Raw genomic sequence first — 22181 nt, 5'->3', positions numbered from 1 at the left:
ACTACCGTCCCGGCCGTAACAGGTAATGAGAAATGGGTAACACGGGACTCGGGAGGACCACTTGGACACTGACCTTTCACGGCGGCGACTGTTCGCGATCGGCGGGGGCGCACTCGGGGCTGCGGCCGCCGGGTCGCTGCTTCCGCCGTCGCTGCAGGCCGCGATCGCGGCGCAGCCGTCGTCCGGCGGGCTGCGGACCGTCAAGCACGTAGTCGTCCTGATGCAGGAGAACCGGTCCTTCGACCACTACTTCGGGACCCTGCGCGGCGTGCGCGGATTCGGCGACCGCAACGCCGTCGAACTGCCCTCGGGGAAGCCGGTCTTCGAACAGCCGGGGCCCCTGCGCACGGTGCTGCCCTTCCCGGTGCGGGACGCGGCCGAGGCGCAGCAGAAGGACCTCCAGTACATCGGCGACCTGGACCACTCGTGGGGCGGTGGAGCCAAGGCCTGGAACGAGGGCTGGATGGACGGCTGGGTGTCCGCCAAGACCGCCGCCACCATGGCCCACTACGACCGCCGGGACCTGCCGCTGCACTACGAGCTCGCGGACACCTTCACCATCTGCGACGCCTACCACTCCTCGATCCATACGTCGACGAGCCCGAACCGCAACCACCTGTGGAGCGGCTGGACCGGCTTCGAGGCCGACGGCAGCCGGGCCGTCACCAACGCCGCGTACTCCGAGGGCACCCACCCCGGCTACGCGTGGCCGACGTACGCGGAGCGGCTGGAGAAGGCCGGCCACAGCTGGCAGACGTACGCGGAGTGGGAGAACTTCACCGACAACAACATCGAGTTCTTCACGACCTTCAAGAAGATCGCCCGCAAGGCGCTCGTGAAGGCCGGCGACTTCACGTACCTGGAGGCCTTCTACGCCAAGGTCCGCGAGACCGCCGACGCCGCGGAGCGCGAACGGCTGCTCGCGGCGCTGGAGGAGGGCGTCGCCACCCTGACGAAGAAGGAGCGTTCCCTGTTCGAGCGCGGGCTGCGGCGCGTCGAGACCGGCGGTCTCGCGGACGCCTTTCGGGCCGACGTGGCGGCGGACCGGCTGCCCGAGGTGTCCTACCTGGTGCCGTCGGCGATCGACTCCGAGCACCCCGGCGCCTCGTCGCCGGTCGCCAGCGCCTCGCTGGTCTACCAGGTGCTCGACGCTCTCGGTTCGCACCCCGATGTGTGGCGGCACACCGTCGTGCTCATCAACTACGACGAGAACGACGGGTTCTTCGATCACGTACCGCCGCCCGTCCCGCCCGCCGACAACACCGACGAGCGGTGGCAGGGGAAGCCGACCGGGCTCGGCATCCGGGTCCCGATGCTGGTCGTCTCGCCATGGACGGTCGGCGGCTATGTCTGCTCGGAGGTCTTCGACCACACCTCGGTGATCCGCTTCCTGGAGCAGTGGACGGGGGTGCGCGAGCCCAACATCACGCCCTGGCGGCGCGCGGTCACAGGCGACCTGACCTCGGCCTTCGACTTCAGGCGCGGGCGTTCGCTGCCCGATGTGGAGCAGCCGGGCGCGATCCCGCCGTTCACCGGGCGCTGGCGTCCTGCGCCGCCGCTGGAGCAGCACATGCCCGTGCAGGAGGAGGGGACGCGGCCCGCGCGCCCGCTGCCGTACCAGCCGGACGCGGACGGCAGGGTGCACGACGGCGTATTCAAGGTCGCCCTCAGTAACCGGGGGCGCGAGAGCGCGCACTTTGCGCTCTACCCGTACGCCGGAGAGTTCGCCGTTCCTCAGCACCGGGATGTAAGGAGCGAGGCGCAATGGCGGGTGCCCCTTACCCGGGACGCCTACCGCTTCACGATCACCGGGCCGAACGGCTTCCGCCGAGAGTTCGCCGGTTCGAAGGCGGGCCGCGCCGAGGTCTCCTCGTACATCGGGGTACGCGACCGTGAGCTGCACCTCACCCTCGTCAACCGGGGCCGGACCGCGCTCACCTTCGAGCTGCGCACCCTCGCGTACGACGACGAGGACGGCCGTCACGACCGGCCGCGCCGGATCGTGGTGAAGCCGGGCCGCAGCCGCACCGTCGTGCACGACGCCGACGACGCGCACGGCTGGTACGACCTGGAGCTCACCGCCGCAGGTGACGGCGGCTTCCGCAGGCGCCTGATGGGGCACATCGAGAACGGGCGCGCGAGCGTATCCGGCTGAAGCCGCCCGTCCGCCGATGTCCTGCGGGGGAGCACGGCGCGAGGCGGTGCGAGGTGGTGCGAGGGGAGCCAGGGAGCGTGACCTGGCTCCCGTGCGCCCCGGCGAGTAGGCGCACGCCCTGCGCACGCCCCTGCGAGTGCCTCAGCGAGTGCCTCTGTGAGTAAGCGCACGAAAGGGGCAAACGATCACGTTTGGCTGCCAGAGTGGCGGGGTGTAGGTCAAGCGTTCTTTGCGGGCTGTTCCCGGTAAAGATCCACGAACCACCCAGGGAGCAAGTCCGTTGGCAGCTATCGCCCGGTGGTGCATCAGGCACCGTCTCGTCGCAGTTCTGCTCTGGTTGCTCGCCCTCGGCGGAGTCTCCACGGCCGCGGCCCTCGCGGGCTCCGCGTACTCCAACGACTACGAAGTCCCCGGCACCGAATCGGGCCGGGCCAGCGCCCTCCTCGACGCCGGCTTCCCCGGCAGCGGCGGAGACAGCAACACCGTCGTATGGCACACCGACAGCAACATCACCGTCCGCGCCGCAGGCGTCGAGCAGCGCATGACGGACGCCCTGGACAGCATCGCGGGCCTCCCCGGCATCGCGAGCGTCTCCAGCCCGTACGAGCCCGGGGGTGCGGGGCAGGTCAGCGCCGACGGGCACACCGCCTACGCCACCGTCACCTTCGACGCGCAGGCCGACGAGATACCGAAGGCCCAGGCCCAGGCACTCGTGGACACCGCGAAGGACGCGGCGGACGACAAGCTCCAGGTCGAGCTCGGTGGCAGCGCCGTCGCCCTCACCGAGGCAGGCAGCGCGCACCTCAGCGAGGTCGTCGGCATCGTCATAGCGGCCGTCGTGCTCTTCCTCGCCTTCGGCTCGTTCGCCGCCAGCCTGCTGCCCATCGCCACCGCCCTGGTCAGCGTCGGAACGGCGTACGCGGGCATCGTGCTGCTCGGCCACGTCATGACGGTCGCCGACTTCGCGCCGATGCTCGGCATGCTCGTCGGCCTCGGCGTCGGCATCGACTACGCCCTGTTCATCGTCACCAGGCACCGCAGAGGACTGCGCCGCGGCCTGACCGTCGCCGAGGCCGCCGAGAACGCCGTCGCCACCACCGGACGCGCCGTCGTCTTCGCCGGCGCCACCGTCTGCATCGCTCTGCTCGGCATGCTGATCCTGCGCCTGAGCTTCCTCAACGGCGTCGCGATAGCCGCCTCACTCACCGTGGTCCTCACCGTCGCCGCGGCCGTCACCCTGCTGCCCGCCCTGCTCTCCCTGATCGGGATGAAGGCCCTCAGCCGCCGCGAACGCAGGCAGCTCGCCGAGCACGGCCCGCAGCCCGAACCGCCCACCGGGTTCGCCGCCCGCTGGTCCGGGTTCGTCGAGCGCCACCCCAAGCTGCTCGGCGCGGTCGCCACCGTCGTGATGCTGGTCCTCGCACTGCCCACCCTCTCGCTGCACCTCGGCACCTCCGACCAGGGCAACAACCCGGCGTCCTCGACCACCCGCAACGCGTACGACCTGCTCGCCGACGGCTTCGGCCCCGGCGGCAACGGCCCACTGACCCTCGTCGCCGAGGTGGACGGCGCCACCGACAGGGCCGCCATGGACACCCTCCGGGCCACCCTGCGCAGTACCGAAGGTGTCGCCTCCGCGAGCCCCGTCACGTACAACAGCACTGGCGACACGGCCCTGCTGACCGTCGTACCCGACTCGTCGCCGCAGTCCCAGCACACCAGCGAACTCGTCGACCGGCTCCGCGACGACGTTCTGCCACAGGCCGAGCAGGGCACTTCGCTCCAGGTGCACGTCGGCGGGGTGACGGCGAGCTACGACGACTTCGCCGAGATCATCATCGGCAAGCTCCCGCTCTTCGTCGGCGTCGTCATCGCGCTCGGCTGCGCCCTGCTCCTGGTCGCCTTCCGCAGCATCGGCATCCCGCTCAAGGCCGCCCTGATGAATGTGCTCGCCGTGGCCTCCTCCTTTGGGATCGTCGTGGCGGTCTTCCAGTGGGGGTGGGGGAGCGAGCTGCTGGGGCTCGGCAGCGCGGGCCCGATCGAGCCCTTCCTGCCTGTGATCATGGTCTCGGTGCTCTTCGGTCTTTCGATGGACTACCAGGTCTTCCTGGTCAGCCGGATGTACGAGGAGTGGCTGGAGACCGGCGACAACCGGCGGTCCGTGCGCGTCGGCCTGGCCGAGACCGGCCGCGTGATCAACTCCGCCGCCTTCATCATGATCGCGGTTTTCCTCGCCTTCGTGCTGAGCGGCGACCGGGTCATCGCGATGTTCGGCATCGCACTCGCGGCGGCCGTCGCCCTTGACGCCTTCGTGCTGCGCACGCTCCTGGTACCCGCTCTGATGCACATGCTGGGCGGGGCGAACTGGTGGCTGCCCAAGTGGCTCGACCGGATCCTGCCGCGGATAAGCATTGAGCCGCCCGACTGCCGCCGTGCGACGATTCCCGCGCCCCGCGCGAGCGAGGCGGACCGGAAGGACCAGCTCGTGCACTAGGGGACACCCCCTAGCGGTGTGCGTGCGGTGGGCACCGAGTAGTGGAGGAGACGATCATGTTCGCGACATCCCTGGGCGAGGGCGCGGAGCTGGGACCCCTGGAGCCCTGGCAGGCCGAGGAGTTCCTCGCCCACATGGACCGGGGCCGTGAGTTCATCGGCCGGTACATCGGGCTCCCCGACGCCGCCACGGACCTCGGATCGGCGCGGGCGTACCTCCAGTCGTACGCCGACAAGCAGGCCGCCGACGCCGGCCGCCTGCACGGCATCCGGCTCGACGGAAAGCTCGTCGGGGGCGTCCTCTTCCGGACCTTCGACGCGGCGGGCGGGAACTGCGAGGCGGGCTGCTGGCTGGAGCCGGATGCCGCGGGGCGCGGCCTGGTCACGCGCGCCGCACAGGTGCTGATCGACTGGGCGGTGCAGGAGCGCGGAATGCACCGCGTCGAGTGGCTGGTGTCCTCCGCGAACACCGCCAGCGTCAACGTGGCGAAGCGGCTGGGGATGACGCGTGACGGCGTACTGCGCGAGAGCTACGCGTACCGTGGCGTACGCCACGACACGGAGGTCTGGTCGGTCCTCGCCCCGCAGTGGCGGGAGCGAGCGGAGCGACGCGAGCAGCGTTAAGACAGCTCTCAGAATCGGCGCCTAGCGTGCGGTGTATGACAGCCACCGCCAAGTCCAAGACCGATGAAGCAGCCTCCCCCACAGACGAGCTCGACCCGGCCGACGTAGTCGCCGCCGACGAAGCAGCTGCCGAAGAGGCCGAGGAAAACGCGAAGGCCGAGAAGGCCGGGGAGAAGGACGGCAGCGTCGTCACCGCCGATGACTCCGCCGATGACTCCGACGATGACGACGTCATCGCGGACGACGACGAGGAAGTGGCTCCGCGCGTCTCCTCCGGTGTCGCGGCCGGCGCCGCCGCCGTCGTCTCGGCCGTGCTCGGCCTCTCCGCCCTCACCGGGACCTGGACCAGCCGCATCGCCGCCGAGCGCGAGACCCTCATGGGCCAGCTCACCACCACCCAGACCAGCAGCCCCGCCGACCAGATCGCCTCGGTCTACGGCAACGCCTGGCACACCACCGCCCTCGTCAACGGCGGCTTCGCGCTGCTCGCGCTCGTCGTCGGCATCGTGGTCCTGATCCGCCCGGCCTTCGGCACCCCCGGCACCAGCAAGCAGGCCGGCTGGGTCCGCTCCGTCGCCTGGGCCGGCGTCGCCCTCGGCGTCGTGGGGATCATCATGTCGCTGGGCATGTACTTCGACCTGTTCGCCTCCATGCCTACGCCGCCCCCGGCCGCCCCGGGTGCCGGAGCAGGTGCCGGAGCAGGTTCGTAAGGCTGCAAGCTCCGGGGCCTTAGGCGACGTACGCACCCCACGTACGCCGCCTAAGGCCCTTCGTGCTGCCAAGATGCGGCACTCTCCCGATGTGCCGTACCCCCCTGGGAAACGAGAGTTGGGGCATCGCAGAGAGCGATACCGACACCTCACCGGGGAGCACACGATGTTCGAGTACGAGATCCAGAAGATCAACCAGGCCGAGCTCATCCGGCAGGCCGACCGGGCCCGCCTCGCACGGCAGGCCGTCGACGCCCGGCGCGCCGCTCGCCGGGCCGGCCGCAGATCGGCGAAGAACGCCCCCGAGGGGCCGGTGTATTCGCTGCGGAGCCTCTTCGACCGCGCCGCGTGACGGCCACGCGATGACAGCGGTCCCGCTGACCGTCGTGCCGGTCCTGGGCGCCGTACCGGCCGCACTGTCGGACGCCTGTGCGATGCTCAGCGATGTGGATACCAAGTCCGTCAGCCCGGTGTTCGTCGGCCGCGCCGACGAACTGGCCCAACTCACCGACGCGCTCGCCCGCGCCACCGCGGGCGAGCCGCAGACCCTGCTCGTGGGCGGTGAGGCGGGGGTCGGCAAGACCCGCCTCATCGAGGAGTTCCTCTCGGCGGCCTGCCGCAACGGCGTGGTCGTCGCGGAGGGCGGCTGCGTCGAAATCGGCGCGGAGGGGCTGCCGTTCGCCCCGTTCTCCAGCGCGCTGCGCGCCCTGCGCCGCCGCCTCCCCGACGAAGTAGCCGCCGCCGCCGCGGGCCAGGAGGGCGAGCTGGCCAGGCTGCTGCCCGAGCTGGGGGAGACCACCCGCGGTCAGCACACCGAGGACGGCATGACCCGCCTCTTCGAGCTGACCGTCCGCCTGTTGGAGCGGATAGCCACCGACCGCCCCGTCGTCCTGGTCCTCGAAGACCTGCACTGGGCCGACGCCTCGACCCGCCACCTCCTCGAATACATCTTCCGCACGCTGCGCCGCGGCCGCCTTGTCCTGATCGGGACCTACCGCGCGGACGACATCCACCGCCGTCACCCCCTGCGCCCGCTCCTCGCCGAACTGGACCGGCTGCGCACCGTGCGCCGTCTGGAGCTCGCCCGCTTCAACCGCGCCGAGGTGCACCGCCAGCTGACCGGCATCCTCGCCACCGAACCGGCACCAGACCTGGTCGACGAGGTCTTCGCCCGCTCCGACGGCAACGCGTTCTTCGTCGAGGAACTGGCCACCGCGGCAGGCCGGGGCTGCCGCACAGGGCTGACCGAATCCCTGCGCGACCTGCTGCTCGTACGGGTCGAAGCGCTGCCCGAAGACGCCCAGAAGGCCGCCAGGATCGTCGCCGAGGGCGGCTCCACCGTCGAGTACCCGCTGCTGCTCGCCGTCGCCCGCCTCGCGGAGGACGACCTCATCGAGGCGCTGCGGGCCGCCGTCGGCGCCAAGCTGCTGCTCGCGACCCCGGACGGCGACGGCTACCGCTTCCGGCACTCACTGGTGCGCGAGGCCGTCAGCGACGACCTGCTGCCCGGCGAGCGCTCCCGCCTCAACCGGCGCTACGCCGAGGCGCTGGAGGCCGACCCCTCACTCGTACGCTCCGACGAACGCTCCACCCGCCTCGCCAGCTACTGGTACGCCGCCCACGACGCCGCCAAAGCGCTGCCCGCCGTGCTCCGCGCCTCCGTCGAGGCCCGCCGCCGGCACGCCTACTCCGAGCAACTGCGGCTCCTTGAGCGGGCGATGGAGCTGTGGGACGACGCCCCCGACGAGGTCCGTGCCGTACTGCGCCCCATCGACTACGCCGAGGTCTACCCGGCCTGCGGGCCCGGCTGCGACCCCGAGAGCACCCCGCTGAGCTATCTCGACCTGATGGCCGAGGCGACGATCGCAGGACGGTTCGGCGGGGAGCGCGAGCGCGCGCTGAAGATCGCCAAGAAGGCGGTGCGGCTGCTGCAGGACGCGAGCAGCGGCGACTCCCTGCGCGCGGCCTGGTTCTGGCTCCAGCGCTCGAAGCTGATGTCGAGCCTGGCGCGCGGCGACGGCTGGGCGGAGCTCAGCACCGCGCAGGACCTGGTACGCGGCCTGCCGCCGTCCGCCGTCCACGCGGAGGTCCTGGTGCACGTCGCGTCCTGGGGCATGCTGCACGAGCCGGGACCGGACACCATCGCTGCAGCCGAACAGGCCGTGGAGTACGCGCGAATGGTCGGCGTCGAGGAGACCGAGCTCTCCGCCCGGCTCACCCTCGCGGGACTGACGGTCGACGCCGGCGACATCGAGGGCGGCCTCGCCGAGCTGTACGCCGTCAGTGAGCGGGCCGCCGAGCTGGGCCTGACCAAGCTGGTGAGCCGCTGCCACGTCAACATCCCCTCGCATCTGGAGGCCCTGGGCAGGTCCGGCGAAGCGGTCGAAACCGCCACCGCCGGCGTCACCTACACCCGGAAATACGGGCTGGTGGACAGCGAGGCCTGGGTCCGGGGGAACCTGGCCGAGTCGCTCTTCTCGCTCGGACGCTGGGACGAGTCGGCCGAGCAGGCCGACCGCATCGAGCGCGCCCGGCCCAGCGGCAAGCCGCTGGTAGCCGCCGCCTCGCGGCTGGCCGAGCTGACCCTGGCCCGCGGCGACGTGGCTGCGGCGGCCCAGCAGCTGGCGATCGCCAACGGCCACTACGGCAGCCACGACCCCATGCCCCAGCACTCCATCCCGCTGAGCCGGGTCGAGCTGGGCCTCGCCGCGGCCAACGGCCGCGTCCTGGACGTCCGCACCGTCCTCGCGCGCAGCGCCACGGCGGGCTTCCCGCTCGGCACACACCGCTACGCCTGGCCGCTGCTGATGGAGGCCGCCGTCGCCGAGGCGGAGGCCCGCGGGCTTCCGGCGGCGGAGGCGGGCCGGGCCGAAGCGCTTGAGGTGATCCGCGCCGGAGCCAAGCGCCTCGCCACACCGGTGCCACTGTGGTGCGCGTACGCACGCTGGGTCCACGCCGAGCTGCGCCGGGCCGAGGGCCGTGACGCCCCGGACGACTGGGCCGGGGTCGTCACCGACTTCGAGCCGCTGGACCGGCCGTACGACCTTGCCCGGGTCCGGCTGCGCCGGGCGGAAGCCCTGCTCACTGCCTCGGGCCCGGCGGGCGCCGACGCCGAGGCGCGCGACCGGGCGGTGGAGCTGCTGAGGCGTGCCCACGCCGTCGCGCAGCGTCTTGGCACCCGCCCGCTGGGCGAGAGCATCGCGCTGCTCGCCCAGCGCGCCCGGCTGCCCCTGACCCCGGCCACCCCCCTCCCTGCGCCTGTCGAGGGCGCGGCGGGCTCGCTGGGGCTGACCCCGCGCGAGCAGGACGTCCTGCGCCTGGTCGCGGCGGGCCGCAGCAACCGGCAGATCGCCGAGGAGCTCTACATCTCACCCAAGACGGCGAGCGTCCACGTCTCCAACATCCTCGGCAAGCTGGGCGTCGCGGGCCGCGGTGAGGCGGCAGCCGTGGCACACCGGCTGCGGCTCTTCACGGACGTGCCGGCCCAGGAGCGTCAGGATCATCGGACGGGTCGGGTGGATCAGGCAGCCGTATGACGACCTTCCCGGAGGTGAGGTCTATCCGACCCCGACCCGGATCGCTGTCACCCAGGTCGCCCCGAGTCTCGGCGAGCCGCTTGCGCTCGTCCTCGGTGTGCTTGCGCCCCGGCGCAAAGAATTCCTCAAGCATGTGTCCCCCCTGTCTCGGGTCCTCCGCTCCAGCGTAGACAACCCGCCCCGGAAACGGGCAAAGCGGCGAAGCGGCAGGGGGCAGGGGGGTAGAGGAGCCCGAGGTCCGCGGCGCGCCTACTTCACCTCCAGCCGCAGGATCTTGTCGTCCTCCGCCTCCGGCGTCCCCCGGCTGTCCGTCTCGCTCGTGACCAGCCACAGCTTGTCGCCGCCCGCCGCCACCACCGTGCGCAGCCGCCCGTGCACCCCCGTCAGGAACGGCTCGGGGTCGGCCACCGGCTCGGTGCCCGCCAGCGGAATCCGCCACAGCCGCTCGCCCCGCAGGCCCGCCATCCAGATCGAACCCTCGGCGTACGCGATACCGCTCGGCGAGGCCTCGGACGTCTTCCACTGCGCGACCGGGTCCACGAAGCCGTCCCGGTTCCCCTCGCCCTCCACCTCGGGCCAGCCGTAGTTCTTGCCCGGCTGGATCCAATTGAGCTCGTCCCAGGTGTCCTGGCCGAACTCCGCCGCCCACAGCCGCTTCTCGGAGTCCCAGGCCAGCCCCTGCACATTGCGGTGGCCGTACGAGTAGACGACCGAGTCCGCCTCCGGATTGCCGTGCACGGGGTCGCCGTCCGGAGTCATCCGCAGGATCTTCCCGGCCAGCGACTTCTTGTCCTGCGCCAGCCCGTCCTCGCCTGTCTCACCCGTCCCCGCGTACAGCATCTTGTCCGGGCCGAAGGCGATCCGCCCACCGTTGTGGATGATCCCCTTCGGGATGCCCTTGAAGATCGTGTCGGGCGCGCCCAACTGGCTGCCGGCCGGCTTCTTCTCGTCGTACTGCATGCGGGCGATGCGGTTGTCGGACTCGGTGGTGAAGTACGCGTAGACCATGCGGTCGGTGGCGAAATCGGGGGAGACGGCCAGGCCCATCAGACCGCCCTCACCGGCCGGTGAGGCCCCGCCGACCGAACCGGCCGCGGTCTTCTTGCCGGTCTCGCCGTCGACCCGGGTGATCGTGCCCTCGTCGCGCGAGGAGACCAGCAGGTCGCCGTCCGGCAACGGAGCAAGCCCCCAGGGCGACTTGAGGCCCTCGGTGAGCGTGCCCGCCACCTTCGCCGAGCCCTTCGCGGGCGGCGGTTCGGTCTCGGCGCCGCTCTTCGGCGGCGAGGAGGAGGGGGCGGCGCTCCCGTCGCCGGACGGGGCCGACGCGGAGCTTCCACCTCCGTCGGGCGTCCCCTCCTGCGGGTCCGAGCACCCCGCCGCGAGCAGGAGGACGGAGGCAGCCAATACAGCTGTCACAGCAGGTCGTTGCACGGTACAGATCCCTTCGACGGCAGCAGCTCTACCTATGGTCTTGGCCAGTGCTCCGCCGTCGGCGGAGGTGAAGGCCATCCTCGAATTGAGGGCGTGGCGCACGGAGTTGGCTAGAGTTTCGGGTGACCTCAGCGACAGCCGAACTGGAGTCGCTGAGGTACAGCATGACGTGGGCGAGTCTCGTACTTGCTCCGGCGGCCGGAAGGGTCGTCGTCGGACAGGCGCGACCTGTCGAACCCGCCATCGCAAGGTAGGAGGGAATCTCCCGGTCTCAGCCGGGAGAGAGCTTCAACGTTCATACACCGCTGCCGCCTCTGAGGATCCCGATCAACCGGTCCGAGGGAGTGTCCGGCCCCCCAACCCCTCAGCAATCCCTCAGTCCCACGACCCGCGCGCGGCCGGCAGTCCCGCGATCTCCGCGAGGTCCTCCGCCGTCAGCCGCAGCCCGGCAGCCCCCGCGTTCTGCGTCACCCACTGCTCCCGCTTGGCGCCCGGCACCGGCACCACCTGCCGCCCGCAGGCCAGCACCCACGCCAGCGCGACCTGCGCCGGTGTCGCCGCGTGCCGCTCCGCGATCCGCCGCAGACCCGCCACCACCGGCTGGTTCGCCGCCATCATGTCGGCGGTGAACCGTGGATGCCGGGCGCGTACGTCGTCGGGCTCGAAGCCCTGGCCAGGCTTCAGCGTTCCGGTCAGGAAGCCGTTGCCCAGCGGCATCGCGGCCAGAAAACCGACCCCGTGCGCCTCGCACCACGGCAGCAGCGACGCCAGCGCCTCCGGCGACCACACCGAGAGCTCGGCCTCCACCGCGCTGACCGGGAAGACCTGCTGCACCCGCTGCAACTGCCGGATCGTTCCGTCGTGCAGCGGCGCCCCGGAGCGCCGCGAGGCCCGCGCGCCCACCGCGCACACCCCGAGCGCCCGTACCTTCCCCGCCCGCACCAGGTCCGCCATCGCACCCCAGGTCTCCTCGACCGGCACCTCCGGGTCGGGCCGGTGCAGCTGGTAGAGGTCGATCACATCGGTCTGCAGCCGCCGCAGCGAGGCGTCACAGGCCCGCCGGATGTACCCGGGCCGCCCATTGGCCACGAGGTGCTGGTCCCCGACGAGCAGCCCGCACTTGGTCGACACGAAGGCATCCGCGCGCCGCTCCTTGAGGACCCGTCCCACCAGCAGTTCATTGGTGAAGGGCCCATACATGTCGGCCGTGTCGAGCAGGCTCGACCCCTGGTCGAGCGCGGCGTGCACGGTACGCGACGACCTGTCCCCGCGCTGCTGCGAGCCGGTGTACGCCCAGCTCATCGGCATGCATCCGAGTCCGATCGCGCCCACTTCGAGGGCTGTCGCACCGATTGTCCTGCGCTCCAACTGCTCGTACCCTCCCTCTGCCGCTCCCCAAAGCTAACCCCCGCGCCACCCCGCTCTTCGCACAGCCCTCTTCGCATAGCCTCCTGACCATGACTTCTGACGTTTGGCTCCCCTTTGCGGCCGATGAGATCGACGGGCTCCCCGAGGGCTTCAACTACCACTTCTGGGAAGGCGCCGAGAGCTACCCCGCCGACCCGGCGGACTGCGACTTCCACGTCGTCCCCTACCTGAAGGGCCCCGAGGTCGCGGTACGTCCTCTCGCCGCGATGACGAAGGTGCGCGTCGTCCAGACACTCTCCGCGGGAATCGACCACGTCCTGCCGGGACTTGGCGACCTGCACGCGGGCGTGCGGCTCTGCAACGCGAAGGGCGTGCACGAGGCCAGTACCGCCGAGCTCGCCCTCGCCCTGACCCTCGCCTCGCTGCGCGGCATCCCCCGCTTCGTACACGGCCAGGACAAGCAGGAATGGCGGGAGGGCTTCTACCCGGCTCTCGCCGACAAGTCCGTCCTGATCGTGGGCTACGGATCGATCGGCGCGGCCATCGAGGACCGGCTCACGCCCTTCGAGTGTGCGCGGGTGGCGCGCGTCGCGCGCTCCGCCCGTACAACAGCGCGCGGGCCCGTGCATCCACTGGCGGACCTGCCCGAACTGCTCCCCGCAGCCGATGTGGTGATCCTTTCCACCCCCCTCACCGATGACACCCGCGGCCTGGCGGACGCCGCCTTCCTGTCCCGCATGAAGGACGGAGCGCTGCTGGTGAACGTCGCACGCGGACCCGTCGTCGACACCCCGGCACTCCTCGCCGAGCTGGAGTCGGGCCGGCTGCGCGCCGCCCTCGATGTGACCGACCCCGAACCGCTTCCCGCAGGCCACCCTCTGTGGCACGCCCCCGGCCTGCTCATCACCCCCCATGTCGGCGGCAGCACCTCGGCGTTCCTGCCCCGGGCCAAGCGCCTGCTGGTCGCCCAGCTCACCCGGTTCGCCGCCGGGGAGCCGCTGCACAACGTCGTCCTCACCACGGACTGAACGACGCACGCTCGACACCTCCGAGGCGCCCGCGTACACGCTCCGAAGCGGTCCGGGCGCACCGAGTTTCGGCCAAACCCCCACCCGTTACGCAGAGTAGAGAAGCTATGTCCCTGAGTGACGAGACTGGTGTATCGTCCCGACCAAGGGGCTGCGCCGCGCACCATCACGGCGCTGGGGAGCGATCGGACTGTGAGGGGGGCGACGGGCGATGCACTGCCAATGGACGAACTATCCGACGCAGCGGGGCCACCTACGACAACCCTCGTGCGATCCGAGGGCCAGACCGGGCCCGCACCGGATCCGGGCGACCCGGGCACCCCGGGGTCCGGACTCCCTGGTGGCCCGGTGACCGCCCCGGGAGCGCTCCTCGCGCGGCGGCCGTTCTCCGGCGGCGGAGCGGGGCTGCACTCACAGCTCCTGCTTGCACTGATCTGCGGAGGCTATGCCACGGGCGCGGCCCTCGGCTGGGGATCCCCCGACGTCGCCCTCTTCATGGGCGACTTCGGCCTCGCCCTCGCCGCCCTGATCGCCGCGGTGTCCTGTTTCCTCTATGCACGCGCGCGCGAGAGCCGCTTCCGGCCTGCCTGGCTGCTGTTCTCCTTCTCCTCCGCGATGGCCGCCTGCGGCAACGCGGTATGGGGCTGGTACGAGGTGGTGCTGGGCAGCGAGGTCCCCTCGCCCTCCTACGCCGACTTCTTCTTCCTGTGCTTCGGTCCGCCCGCCATCGTCGGACTGCTCGTCCTCGCCAAGCGGCCCATCACCCGGGCCGGCTGGGTGTGCCTCGCGCTGGACTCCTGGCTCATCGGCGGCTCGCTGCTCACCCTGTCCTGGAGCCTCGCCCTCGCGCACACGGCGCACTTCCAGGGCGAGACGGTGGCCCACGCCGCCCTCTCCCTCGCCTATCCGCTGCTCGACATCGCGCTGGTCAGCATGGTCCTCGCGCTGCACTTCCGGCGGTCCAACGTCAACCGCACCGCGATCAACACCGCCATCGCCGCCCTCGCCATGACCGTCCTGTGCGACGCGATCTTCACCTCGCCCCTGCTGCGTGAGAACTACCGCTCGGGCCAGCTTCTCGACGCGGGCTGGTTCGCCGGCTCGCTGCTCCTCGCCTACGCGCCCTGGGGCGCGCGCCGCGCGGGGCAGTGGGGGGAGGGCGCTCCGTACCACCGGGGCACCCGCAGTCCCGGCAGCCGGCCCATCGCCGGCTCGCTGGCCGCCCTCACGCCGTACCTCGCCGCCGCGGTCTGCACGCTCGGCATCCTCTACAACGTGACCGAGGGCCGCCGCGTCGACCGCGTGGTGGTCTTCACCGGATGCACGGTCGTGCTCGCGCTGGTCGTGCGCCAGGGCATCATGCTCGTCGACAACATCTCCCTCACCCAGGAGCTGGCCCAGAAGGAGAACCACTTCCGCTCCCTGGTGCAGGGATCGAGCGACGTCATCATGATCGCCGCCCCCACCGGGATCCTGCGGTACGTCAGCCCGGCCGCCTCCGGGGTCTACGGGCGGGACGCCGAAGAGCTGATCGGCTCCGAGCTCGCCTCGCTCATCCATCCCGAGGATCTGGGCCGTGTGGTCCATGAAGTGCGACGCTTTCTGGCCACTCCACCGGCGGAGGAGCCGACGACCCGTATGGAGTGCCGCTTCAAATCCGGTACGGGGGAGTGGCTCAACGTCGAGTCCACGGTCAACCGCCACCAGGGCGGCCTGATCTTCAACAGCCGCGACGTCACCGAACGGGTGCGCCTGCAGGCCCAGTTGCAGCACAACGCCGAGCACGACCCGCTCACCGACCTGCCCAACCGCGCCCTGTTCACCGCACGCGTCCGCCAGGCGCTCGGCGGGCGCCGGGTCTGCGATCCGGGCACCGCCGTGCTCTATATCGACCTCGACGGCTTCAAGGCGGTGAACGACACCATCGGCCATCAGGCCGGCGACGAGCTGCTGATCCAGGCCGCCCGCCGCCTCCAGGACTCCGTACGGTCCGGGGACACCGCGGCGCGGCTGGGCGGCGACGAGTTCGCCGCCCTGATCCTGGGCGAGGGCTCCCACGACCAGGCGTCCCGCGAGTGCCAGGTGCTCGAGATCGCCGACCGACTGCGGCTGATGCTCTCCCAGCCGTACAAGATCGACGGCCATGAGGTACGCGTCGCCGCGTCCATCGGGGTCGCCTTCGCCGAGCACAGCGTCACCCCCGCCGACCTGATGCGCAACGCCGACCTCGCCATGTACCGGGCGAAGGCGGGCGGCAAGGACCGGGTCGAGCTGTACGCACCGCAGATGCAGGCCGAGGCCGTCCGCAAGACCGAGCTGGCCGCCCGATTGCGCACCGCGCTGCACGAGGGCGAGTTCGCGCTGCTCCACCAGCCGGTGGTGAGCCTCACCACCGGCCGGATCGCCGCCGTCGCCGCCCAGGCCCGCTGGCGTTCCGCCCAGGGCATCCTCTTCACGCCCGCCGAGTTCCTGCGGGTCGCCGACGACAACGACCGCACCGCCGAGCTGGGCCGCTGGCTCCTTGAGGAGGCCGTCGAGCACGCCGCCGAGCGCAACCGCGCGGGCCACCCGGTGCCCGTCGCGGTCCGGATCTCGGCGCGCAGGCTGGTCGACCGGTCCATGCCGCTCGGCTCGATCGAGGCCCTCCTGACCCGGCACGGGCTGCCGTCGGGCGCCCTGATGATCGAGCTGGCCGACAGCGACCCGCGGTTCTCCTTCGAGGAGCTGGAGCGACGCCTGGTGGTCCTGCGCAGGCTCGGCGTCCGTATCGCGCTGGACGGCATCGGCAGTGGATACGCCGCCATTAACGCACTGCGCAGGCTCCCCATCGACGTACTGAAACTGGACCGCGGTCTGGTCGAGGGCGTCGTCGAGTCCGCCCGGCTGCACAAGATCACCAGTGGGCTGCTCCGGATCGCCGGCGACCTCGGCATGCAGTCCGTGGCGGACGGCGTGGACGTCCCCGAGCAGGCGATCGCCCTGCGTGCCATGGGGTGCACCCACGGCCAGGGCATGGCCTTCTCCGGGCCGCTCGACGAGTACCGGCTGCGCCGCGCCCTGGTGCGCGGCGACTTCCCGGTGCCCGGAGGGGCGCCGGAGCCGGTACTGGTGGGCGGATCGCTTCCCGTACGGCATGCGGGCGCGACCGGAAGCGACGCGCTCACCCATACTCCGATGCGTTCAAATACTGAGACGCCCGTCCCACCTACTTGACAGGCACCGGGCGCCGGAGGGAAGGTCAGTGCCATGCGCACCCGAATTCTCGTACTTGGAAAGCGCGTCGGCTGACGCAGGGCATGACGAAAGCCCTGCTGATCGCACCCGACGCGCTCCCCTCGCTTGCCTCACGGCACGAGGGGTTTTTTGTTGCACTGGCACCTCCCAAACCCTCGTAAAACCCTCAGCTTCGAGAAGAGAATGCCGATGACCGAGCAGGCCACCGGGGCCCACCATCCGCAACCGCGGCCCCGCACCGGCGGACAGCACGTCGCCACTGTCGAGCACGTGACGGGCGCGCAATCGCTCATCCGCTCTCTTGAGGAAGTCGGGGCCGACACGGTATTCGGTATTCCCGGCGGTGCGATCCTCCCCGCGTACGACCCGCTGATGGACTCCTCGAAGGTCCGCCACATCCTCGTCCGGCACGAGCAGGGCGCGGGTCACGCGGCAACCGGCTACGCCCAGGCGACCGGCAAGGTCGGGGTGTGCATGGCGACCTCGGGCCCCGGCGCCACCAACCTGGTCACCCCGATCGCCGACGCCCACATGGACTCCGTCCCGCTGGTCGCGATCACCGGCCAGGTGGCCTCCAAGGCCATCGGCACCGACGCCTTCCAGGAGGCGGACATCTGCGGCATCACGATGCCGATCACCAAGCACAACTTCCTGGTCACCAAGGCCGAGGACATCCCGCGGACCATCGCCGAGGCGTTCCACATCGCCGCGACGGGACGCCCCGGGCCCGTCCTGGTCGACATCGCCAAGGACGCCCTCCAGGCCCGTACCACCTTCAGCTGGCCGCCCACCAACGACCTGCCCGGCTACCGCCCGGTGACCAAGCCGCACGCCAAGCAGATCCGCGAGGCCGCCAGGCTGATCACCCAGGCCAAGCGGCCCGTGCTGTATGTCGGTGGCGGCGTCATGAAGGCCGGCGCCACCGCCGAACTGAAGGTCCTCGCAGAGCTCACCGGAGCACCCGTCGCCACCACCCTCATGGCGCTGGGATCCTTCCCCGACAGCCACCCCCTGCACGTGGGAATGCCCGGTATGCACGGTGCGGTCACCGCCGTCACCGCACTGCAGAAGTCCGACCTGCTCATCGCGCTCGGCACCCGGTTCGACGACCGGGTCACGGGCAAGCTGGACAGCTTCGCGCCGTACGCCAAGATCATCCACGCGGACATCGACCCCGCCGAGATCGGCAAGAACCGCGCCGTGGACGTGCCGATCGTCGGCGACGCCCGCGAGGTCATCGCCGACCTGGTGCAGGCCGTCCAGGCCGAGCACACCGAGGGCAACACCGGCGACTACACCGCCTGGTGGAAGGACCTCAACCGCTGGCGCGACACCTACCCGCTCGGCTACGACCTGCCCGAGAACGGCCAGCTGTCACCGCAGCAGGTCATCGAGCGCGTCGGCCAACTCGCCCCCGAGGGAACGATCTTCGCGGCGGGCGTCGGCCAGCACCAGATGTGGGCCTCGCACTTCGTCCAGTTCGAGCAGCCCTCGACCTGGCTCAACTCGGGCGGCGCAGGAACGATGGGGTACGCGGTGCCCGCCGCGATGGGCGCCAAGGCCGGCATGCCCGACCGTACGGTCTGGGCGATCGACGGCGACGGCTGCTTCCAAATGACCAATCAGGAACTGACCACCTGCGCGCTCAACAACATCCCGATCAAGGTCGCCATCATCAACAATGGCGCACTCGGGATGGTCCGCCAGTGGCAGACGCTGTTCTACAACCAGCGGTACTCCAACACCGTGCTGCACAGCGGTCCGGACGCCGACGGCAAGCAGCCGAGCGCGGGCACCCGGGTCCCGGACTTCGTGAAGCTGTCCGAGGCCATGGGCTGTTACGCGATCCGCTGTGAGGACCCGGCCGATCTGGACAAGGTCATCATCGAGGCCAACTCCATCAACGACCGCCCTGTCGTGATCGACTTCATCGTCCACGAGGACGCCATGGTGTATCCGATGGTCGCCGCAGGCACCTCCAACGACGAGGTCATGGCCGCCCGCGGGGTCCGCCCCGACTTCGGCGACAACGAAGACGACTGAGAAGACGAGAGAGAGACTTCAAGCCCATGTCCAAGCACACACTCTCCGTCCTGGTCGAGAACAAGCCGGGTGTCCTCGCGCGGATCACGGCCCTGTTCTCCCGCCGCGGGTTCAATATCGACTCCCTCGCGGTGGGCACCACCGAGCACCCCGACATCTCGCGCATCACGATTGTGGTGAACGTGATCGAGGCGCTGCCGCTGGAGCAGGTCACGAAGCAGCTCAACAAGCTCGTCAACGTACTGAAGATCGTTGAGCTGGAGTCCGGCAACGCGGTCCAGCGCGAGCTCGTCCTGGTGAAGGTCAGGGCCGACAGCGAGACCCGCTCGCAGATCGTCGAGATCGTCCAGCTGTTCCGTGCCAAGACCGTGGATGTCTCGCCGGAGGCCGTCACCATCGAGGCGACCGGTGGCGCCGACAAGCTCGAAGCGATGCTGAAGATGCTGGAGCAGTACGGCATCAAGGAACTCGTCCAGTCCGGCACGATCGCCATAGGGCGAGGCTCCCGGTCCATCACCGACCGCAGCCTGCGATCGCTGGACCGGTCGGCGTGACCGCGGTGTCCGTGCGGTGCCGCGTTCTCGCGCGCCGCCTGGTCCTGCTGTTCGCATAGCGAGACCCCAAAACCCCCGCCCCCATCCCGCCGTACGGTGGGACGCAAACAGCGTCATTCCCAAGACGTGCACACCAAGGAGAATCCCAGTGGCCGAGCTGTTCTACGACGACGATGCCGACCTGTCCATCATCCAGGGCCGCAAGGTCGCGGTCATCGGATACGGCAGCCAGGGTCATGCCCACGCGCTGTCGCTGCGCGACTCGGGTGTCGACGTCCGAGTCGGTCTGCACGAGGGTTCGAAGTCCAAGGCCAAGGCCGAGGAGCAGGGCCTGCGCGTCGTCTCCGTCGCCGAGGCCGCCACCGAGGCCGACGTCATCATGATCCTCGCCCCGGACCCGCTGCAGGCGGAGATCTACGAGGCGTCCATCAAGGACAACCTCAAGGCCGGCGACGCGCTGTTCTTCGGCCACGGCCTGAACATCCGCTTCGACTTCATCCAGGCCCCCGAGGGCATCGACGTCTGCATGGTCGCCCCGAAGGGCCCCGGCCACCTGGTCCGCCGCCAGTACGAAGAGGGCCGCGGCGTGCCGTGTATCGCGGCCGTCGAGCAGGACGCGACCGGCAAGGCCTTCGCACTCACCCTCTCCTACGCCAAGGCCATCGGCGGCACGCGTGCGGGCGTCATCAAGACGACCTTCACCGAGGAGACCGAGACCGACCTGTTCGGTGAGCAGGCCGTTCTCTGCGGTGGTACGGCCGCCCTGGTCAAGGCCGGTTTCGAGACCCTGACCGAGGCCGGCTACCAGCCGGAGATCGCGTACTTCGAGTGCCTCCACGAGCTCAAGCTGATCGTGGACCTGATGTACGAGGGCGGCCTGGACAAGATGCGCTGGTCGGTCTCCGAGACCGCCGAGTGGGGCGACTACATCACCGGCCCCCGCATCATCACCGACCAGACCAAGGTCGAGATGAAGAAGATCCTCACCGAGATCCAGGACGGCACCTTCGCCAAGAACTGGATGGCCGAGTACCACGGCGGTCTGAAGAAGTACAACGAGTACAAGAAGGCCGACAGTGAGAGCCTGCTTGAGACCACGGGCAAGGAGCTCCGCAAGCTCATGAGCTGGGTCGACAACGACGAGGCGTAAGCCTTGTGCCGGTGGGGCCGCGGCAGCTGTCGCGGCCCCACCGGCACACCCGGCCCGTACGCAAGTGGACACAACGTCCAGCCACGGATGGGTGATCCTTCCGTCGCGGCACAGGACGCGTCTTTCGGTCCCACTACACTCATCCACACATACACGCGTAAGGCCCACAGCGTCGTGCGTCTCACACGCGGCTAGCCCCTCCACCGCCTTCGGCCGTCGGGACGGCCGTCCGCAAAGGACCAGTGAGGACTCACGTGAGCTCGAAACCAGTCGTACTCATCGCGGAAGAGCTGTCGCCGGCCACTGTCGATGCCCTGGGTCCGGATTTTGAGATCCGGCACTGCAACGGCGCCGACCGCGCCGAGCTGCTGCCCGCCATTGCCGACGCGGACGCGATCCTCGTCCGTTCCGCGACGAAGCTCGACGCCGAGGCCATCGCGGCCGCGAAGAAGCTCAGGGTCATCGCCCGCGCGGGCGTCGGTCTCGACAACGTCGACGTCTCCGCCGCCACCAAGGCCGGCGTCATGGTCGTCAACGCTCCTACGTCGAACATCGTCACCGCCGCCGAGCTCGCCTGCGGCCTGCTCGTCGCCACTGCGCGCCACATCCCGCAGGCCAACAGCGCCCTCAAGAACGGCGAGTGGAAGCGCTCGAAGTACACGGGCGTCGAGCTGAGCGAGAAGACGCTGGGTGTGGTCGGCCTCGGCCGGATCGGTGTCCTCGTCGCACAGCGCATGTCGGCCTTCGGCATGAGGATCGTCGCGTACGACCCCTATGTGCAGCCCGCGCGCGCCGCGCAGATGGGCGTCAAGCTCCTCACGCTCGACGAGCTGCTTGAGGTCGCGGACTTCATCACGGTCCACCTCCCCAAGACCCCCGAGACGCTCGGCCTCATCGGCGACGAAGCGCTCCACAAGGTCAAGCCGTCGGTCCGCATCGTCAACGCCGCTCGCGGCGGGATCGTCGACGAGGAGGCGCTGGCCTCCGCGCTCAAGGAGGGCCGCGTCGCCGGCGCCGGTCTGGACGTGTACACGAAGGAGCCCTGCACGGACTCCCCGCTGTTCCAGTTCGACCAGGTCGTCTGCACACCGCACCTCGGCGCATCCACCGACGAGGCCCAGGAGAAGGCGGGCGTCTCCGTCGCCAGGTCCGTGCGCCTCGCCCTCGCCGGTGAGCTCGTGCCGGACGCGGTCAACGTCCAGGGCGGCGTCATCGCCGAGGACGTACGCCCCGGCCTGCCGCTCGCCGAGAAGCTCGGCCGTATCTTCACCGCGCTCGCGGGCGAGGTCGCGGCCCGGCTCGACGTCGAGGTGTACGGCGAGATCACCCAGCACGACGTCAAGGTGCTCGAACTGTCCGCGCTCAAGGGCGTGTTCGAGGATGTCGTCGACGAGACCGTGAGCTACGTCAACGCTCCGCTCTTCGCCCAGGAGCGCGGCGTCGAGGTCCGCCTCACGACGAGCTCGGAGTCCCCGGACCACCGCAACGTCGTCACGGTGCGCGGCACACTGTCGGGCGGCGAGGAGGTCTCGGTCTCCGGCACGCTGGCCGGCCCCAAGCACCTGCAGAAGATCGTCGCGATCGGTGAGCACGACATCGACCTGACGCTGGCCGACCACATGGTCGTCCTGCGCTACCAGGACCGCCCGGGTGTCGTCGGCACGGTCGGCCGCATCCTCGGCGAGGCCGGGCTGAACATCGCGGGCATGCAGGTCTCGCGCGCGGACATCGGCGGCGAGGCGCTGGTCGTCCTCACCATCGACGACACGATCCCGCCGGCCGTGCTCGCGGACATCAGCGACGAGATCGGCGCGGCCTCGGCCCGCTCGATCAACCTCGCCGACTGACGCACGGT

At 70.4% G+C, this 22181-nt stretch carries 15 protein-coding genes; 12 read left to right on the top strand and 3 right to left on the bottom strand.

Annotation, left to right across the window (positions count from 1 at the left end; all coding sequences use genetic code 11):
• Window positions 1-61: 61 nt before the first annotated feature.
• The 6 genes from ABCR94_RS08930 to ABCR94_RS08905 all read left to right on the top strand — a co-directional run bounded on the left by ABCR94_RS08930 (window position 62) and on the right by ABCR94_RS08905 (window position 9518).
• The gene (locus tag ABCR94_RS08930; protein WP_347118649.1) at window positions 62-2155 is read left to right on the top strand and encodes a phosphocholine-specific phospholipase C; all 2094 of its coding nucleotides are present in this window, start codon (window positions 62-64) and stop codon (window positions 2153-2155) included.
• A gap of 280 nt (window positions 2156-2435) precedes the next feature.
• A complete protein-coding gene (locus ABCR94_RS08925) occupies window positions 2436-4649 on the top strand; it encodes an MMPL family transporter (protein ID WP_347118648.1) in 2214 nt (737 codons plus the stop codon).
• A gap of 56 nt (window positions 4650-4705) precedes the next feature.
• Window positions 4706-5272, top strand: a complete 567-nt coding sequence (locus ABCR94_RS08920) for a GNAT family N-acetyltransferase (RefSeq protein ID WP_347118647.1) — start codon at window positions 4706-4708, stop codon at window positions 5270-5272.
• A gap of 35 nt (window positions 5273-5307) precedes the next feature.
• Window positions 5308-5982, top strand: a complete 675-nt coding sequence (locus ABCR94_RS08915; protein ID WP_347118646.1) for a hypothetical protein — start codon at window positions 5308-5310, stop codon at window positions 5980-5982.
• Between the two features lie 166 nt (window positions 5983-6148).
• Entirely contained in the window at window positions 6149-6334 is a 186-nt protein-coding gene (locus ABCR94_RS08910) for a hypothetical protein (protein WP_347118645.1), read from the top strand.
• 82 nt (window positions 6335-6416) lie between these two features.
• Window positions 6417-9518, top strand: a complete 3102-nt coding sequence (locus ABCR94_RS08905; protein ID WP_347119123.1) for a helix-turn-helix transcriptional regulator — start codon at window positions 6417-6419, stop codon at window positions 9516-9518.
• Here the strand turns inward: ABCR94_RS08905 and ABCR94_RS08900 are convergent.
• From ABCR94_RS08900 to ABCR94_RS08890, 3 genes are all read right to left on the bottom strand, one after another.
• Window positions 9451-9651, bottom strand: a complete 201-nt coding sequence (locus ABCR94_RS08900; RefSeq protein ID WP_347118643.1) for a DUF6191 domain-containing protein — start codon at window positions 9649-9651, stop codon at window positions 9451-9453. The genes ABCR94_RS08905 and ABCR94_RS08900 overlap by 68 nt on opposite strands.
• 116 nt (window positions 9652-9767) lie before the next feature.
• A complete protein-coding gene (locus tag ABCR94_RS08895; protein WP_521976543.1) occupies window positions 9768-10949 on the bottom strand; it encodes a PQQ-dependent sugar dehydrogenase in 1182 nt (393 codons plus the stop codon).
• A 375-nt stretch (window positions 10950-11324) separates the two neighbouring features.
• Window positions 11325-12317 carry an aldo/keto reductase gene (locus ABCR94_RS08890; RefSeq protein ID WP_347118641.1) on the bottom strand — a complete coding sequence of 331 codons (993 nt, stop codon included), beginning with the start codon at window positions 12315-12317 and terminating at the stop codon, window positions 11325-11327.
• 89 nt (window positions 12318-12406) lie between these two features.
• On the opposite strand from ABCR94_RS08890, the gene ABCR94_RS08885 reads away from it, so the two are divergent.
• From ABCR94_RS08885 to serA, 6 genes are all read left to right on the top strand, one after another.
• Window positions 12407-13345 (top strand): 2-hydroxyacid dehydrogenase, encoded by a 939-nt coding sequence (locus tag ABCR94_RS08885; protein WP_347118640.1) that lies wholly within the window; start codon window positions 12407-12409, stop codon window positions 13343-13345.
• Between the two features lie 348 nt (window positions 13346-13693).
• Window positions 13694-16558, top strand: a complete 2865-nt coding sequence (locus tag ABCR94_RS08880; RefSeq protein WP_347118638.1) for a putative bifunctional diguanylate cyclase/phosphodiesterase — start codon at window positions 13694-13696, stop codon at window positions 16556-16558.
• Between the two features lie 204 nt (window positions 16559-16762).
• Window positions 16763-18622 carry an acetolactate synthase large subunit gene (locus ABCR94_RS08875; protein WP_347118636.1) on the top strand — a complete coding sequence of 620 codons (1860 nt, stop codon included), beginning with the start codon at window positions 16763-16765 and terminating at the stop codon, window positions 18620-18622.
• A gap of 26 nt (window positions 18623-18648) precedes the next feature.
• Window positions 18649-19176, top strand: a complete 528-nt coding sequence (gene ilvN, locus ABCR94_RS08870; protein WP_347118634.1) for an acetolactate synthase small subunit — start codon at window positions 18649-18651, stop codon at window positions 19174-19176.
• 148 nt (window positions 19177-19324) lie between these two features.
• Complete coding sequence (gene ilvC / locus ABCR94_RS08865; protein ID WP_347118633.1) at window positions 19325-20326, top strand: ketol-acid reductoisomerase; 1002 nt, start codon at window positions 19325-19327, stop codon at window positions 20324-20326.
• A 254-nt stretch (window positions 20327-20580) separates the two neighbouring features.
• Window positions 20581-22173, top strand: coding sequence for a phosphoglycerate dehydrogenase (serA, locus tag ABCR94_RS08860; protein WP_347118632.1), 1593 nt, complete (start codon window positions 20581-20583; stop codon window positions 22171-22173).
• Window positions 22174-22181: the final 8 nt, after the last annotated feature.

The sequence above is a fragment of the Streptomyces changchenzhani genome, from assembly GCF_039766235.1.
Classification (GTDB): Bacteria; Actinomycetota; Actinomycetes; order Streptomycetales; family Streptomycetaceae; genus Streptomyces.
This window is presented reverse-complemented; position numbering and strand designations above follow the sequence as displayed.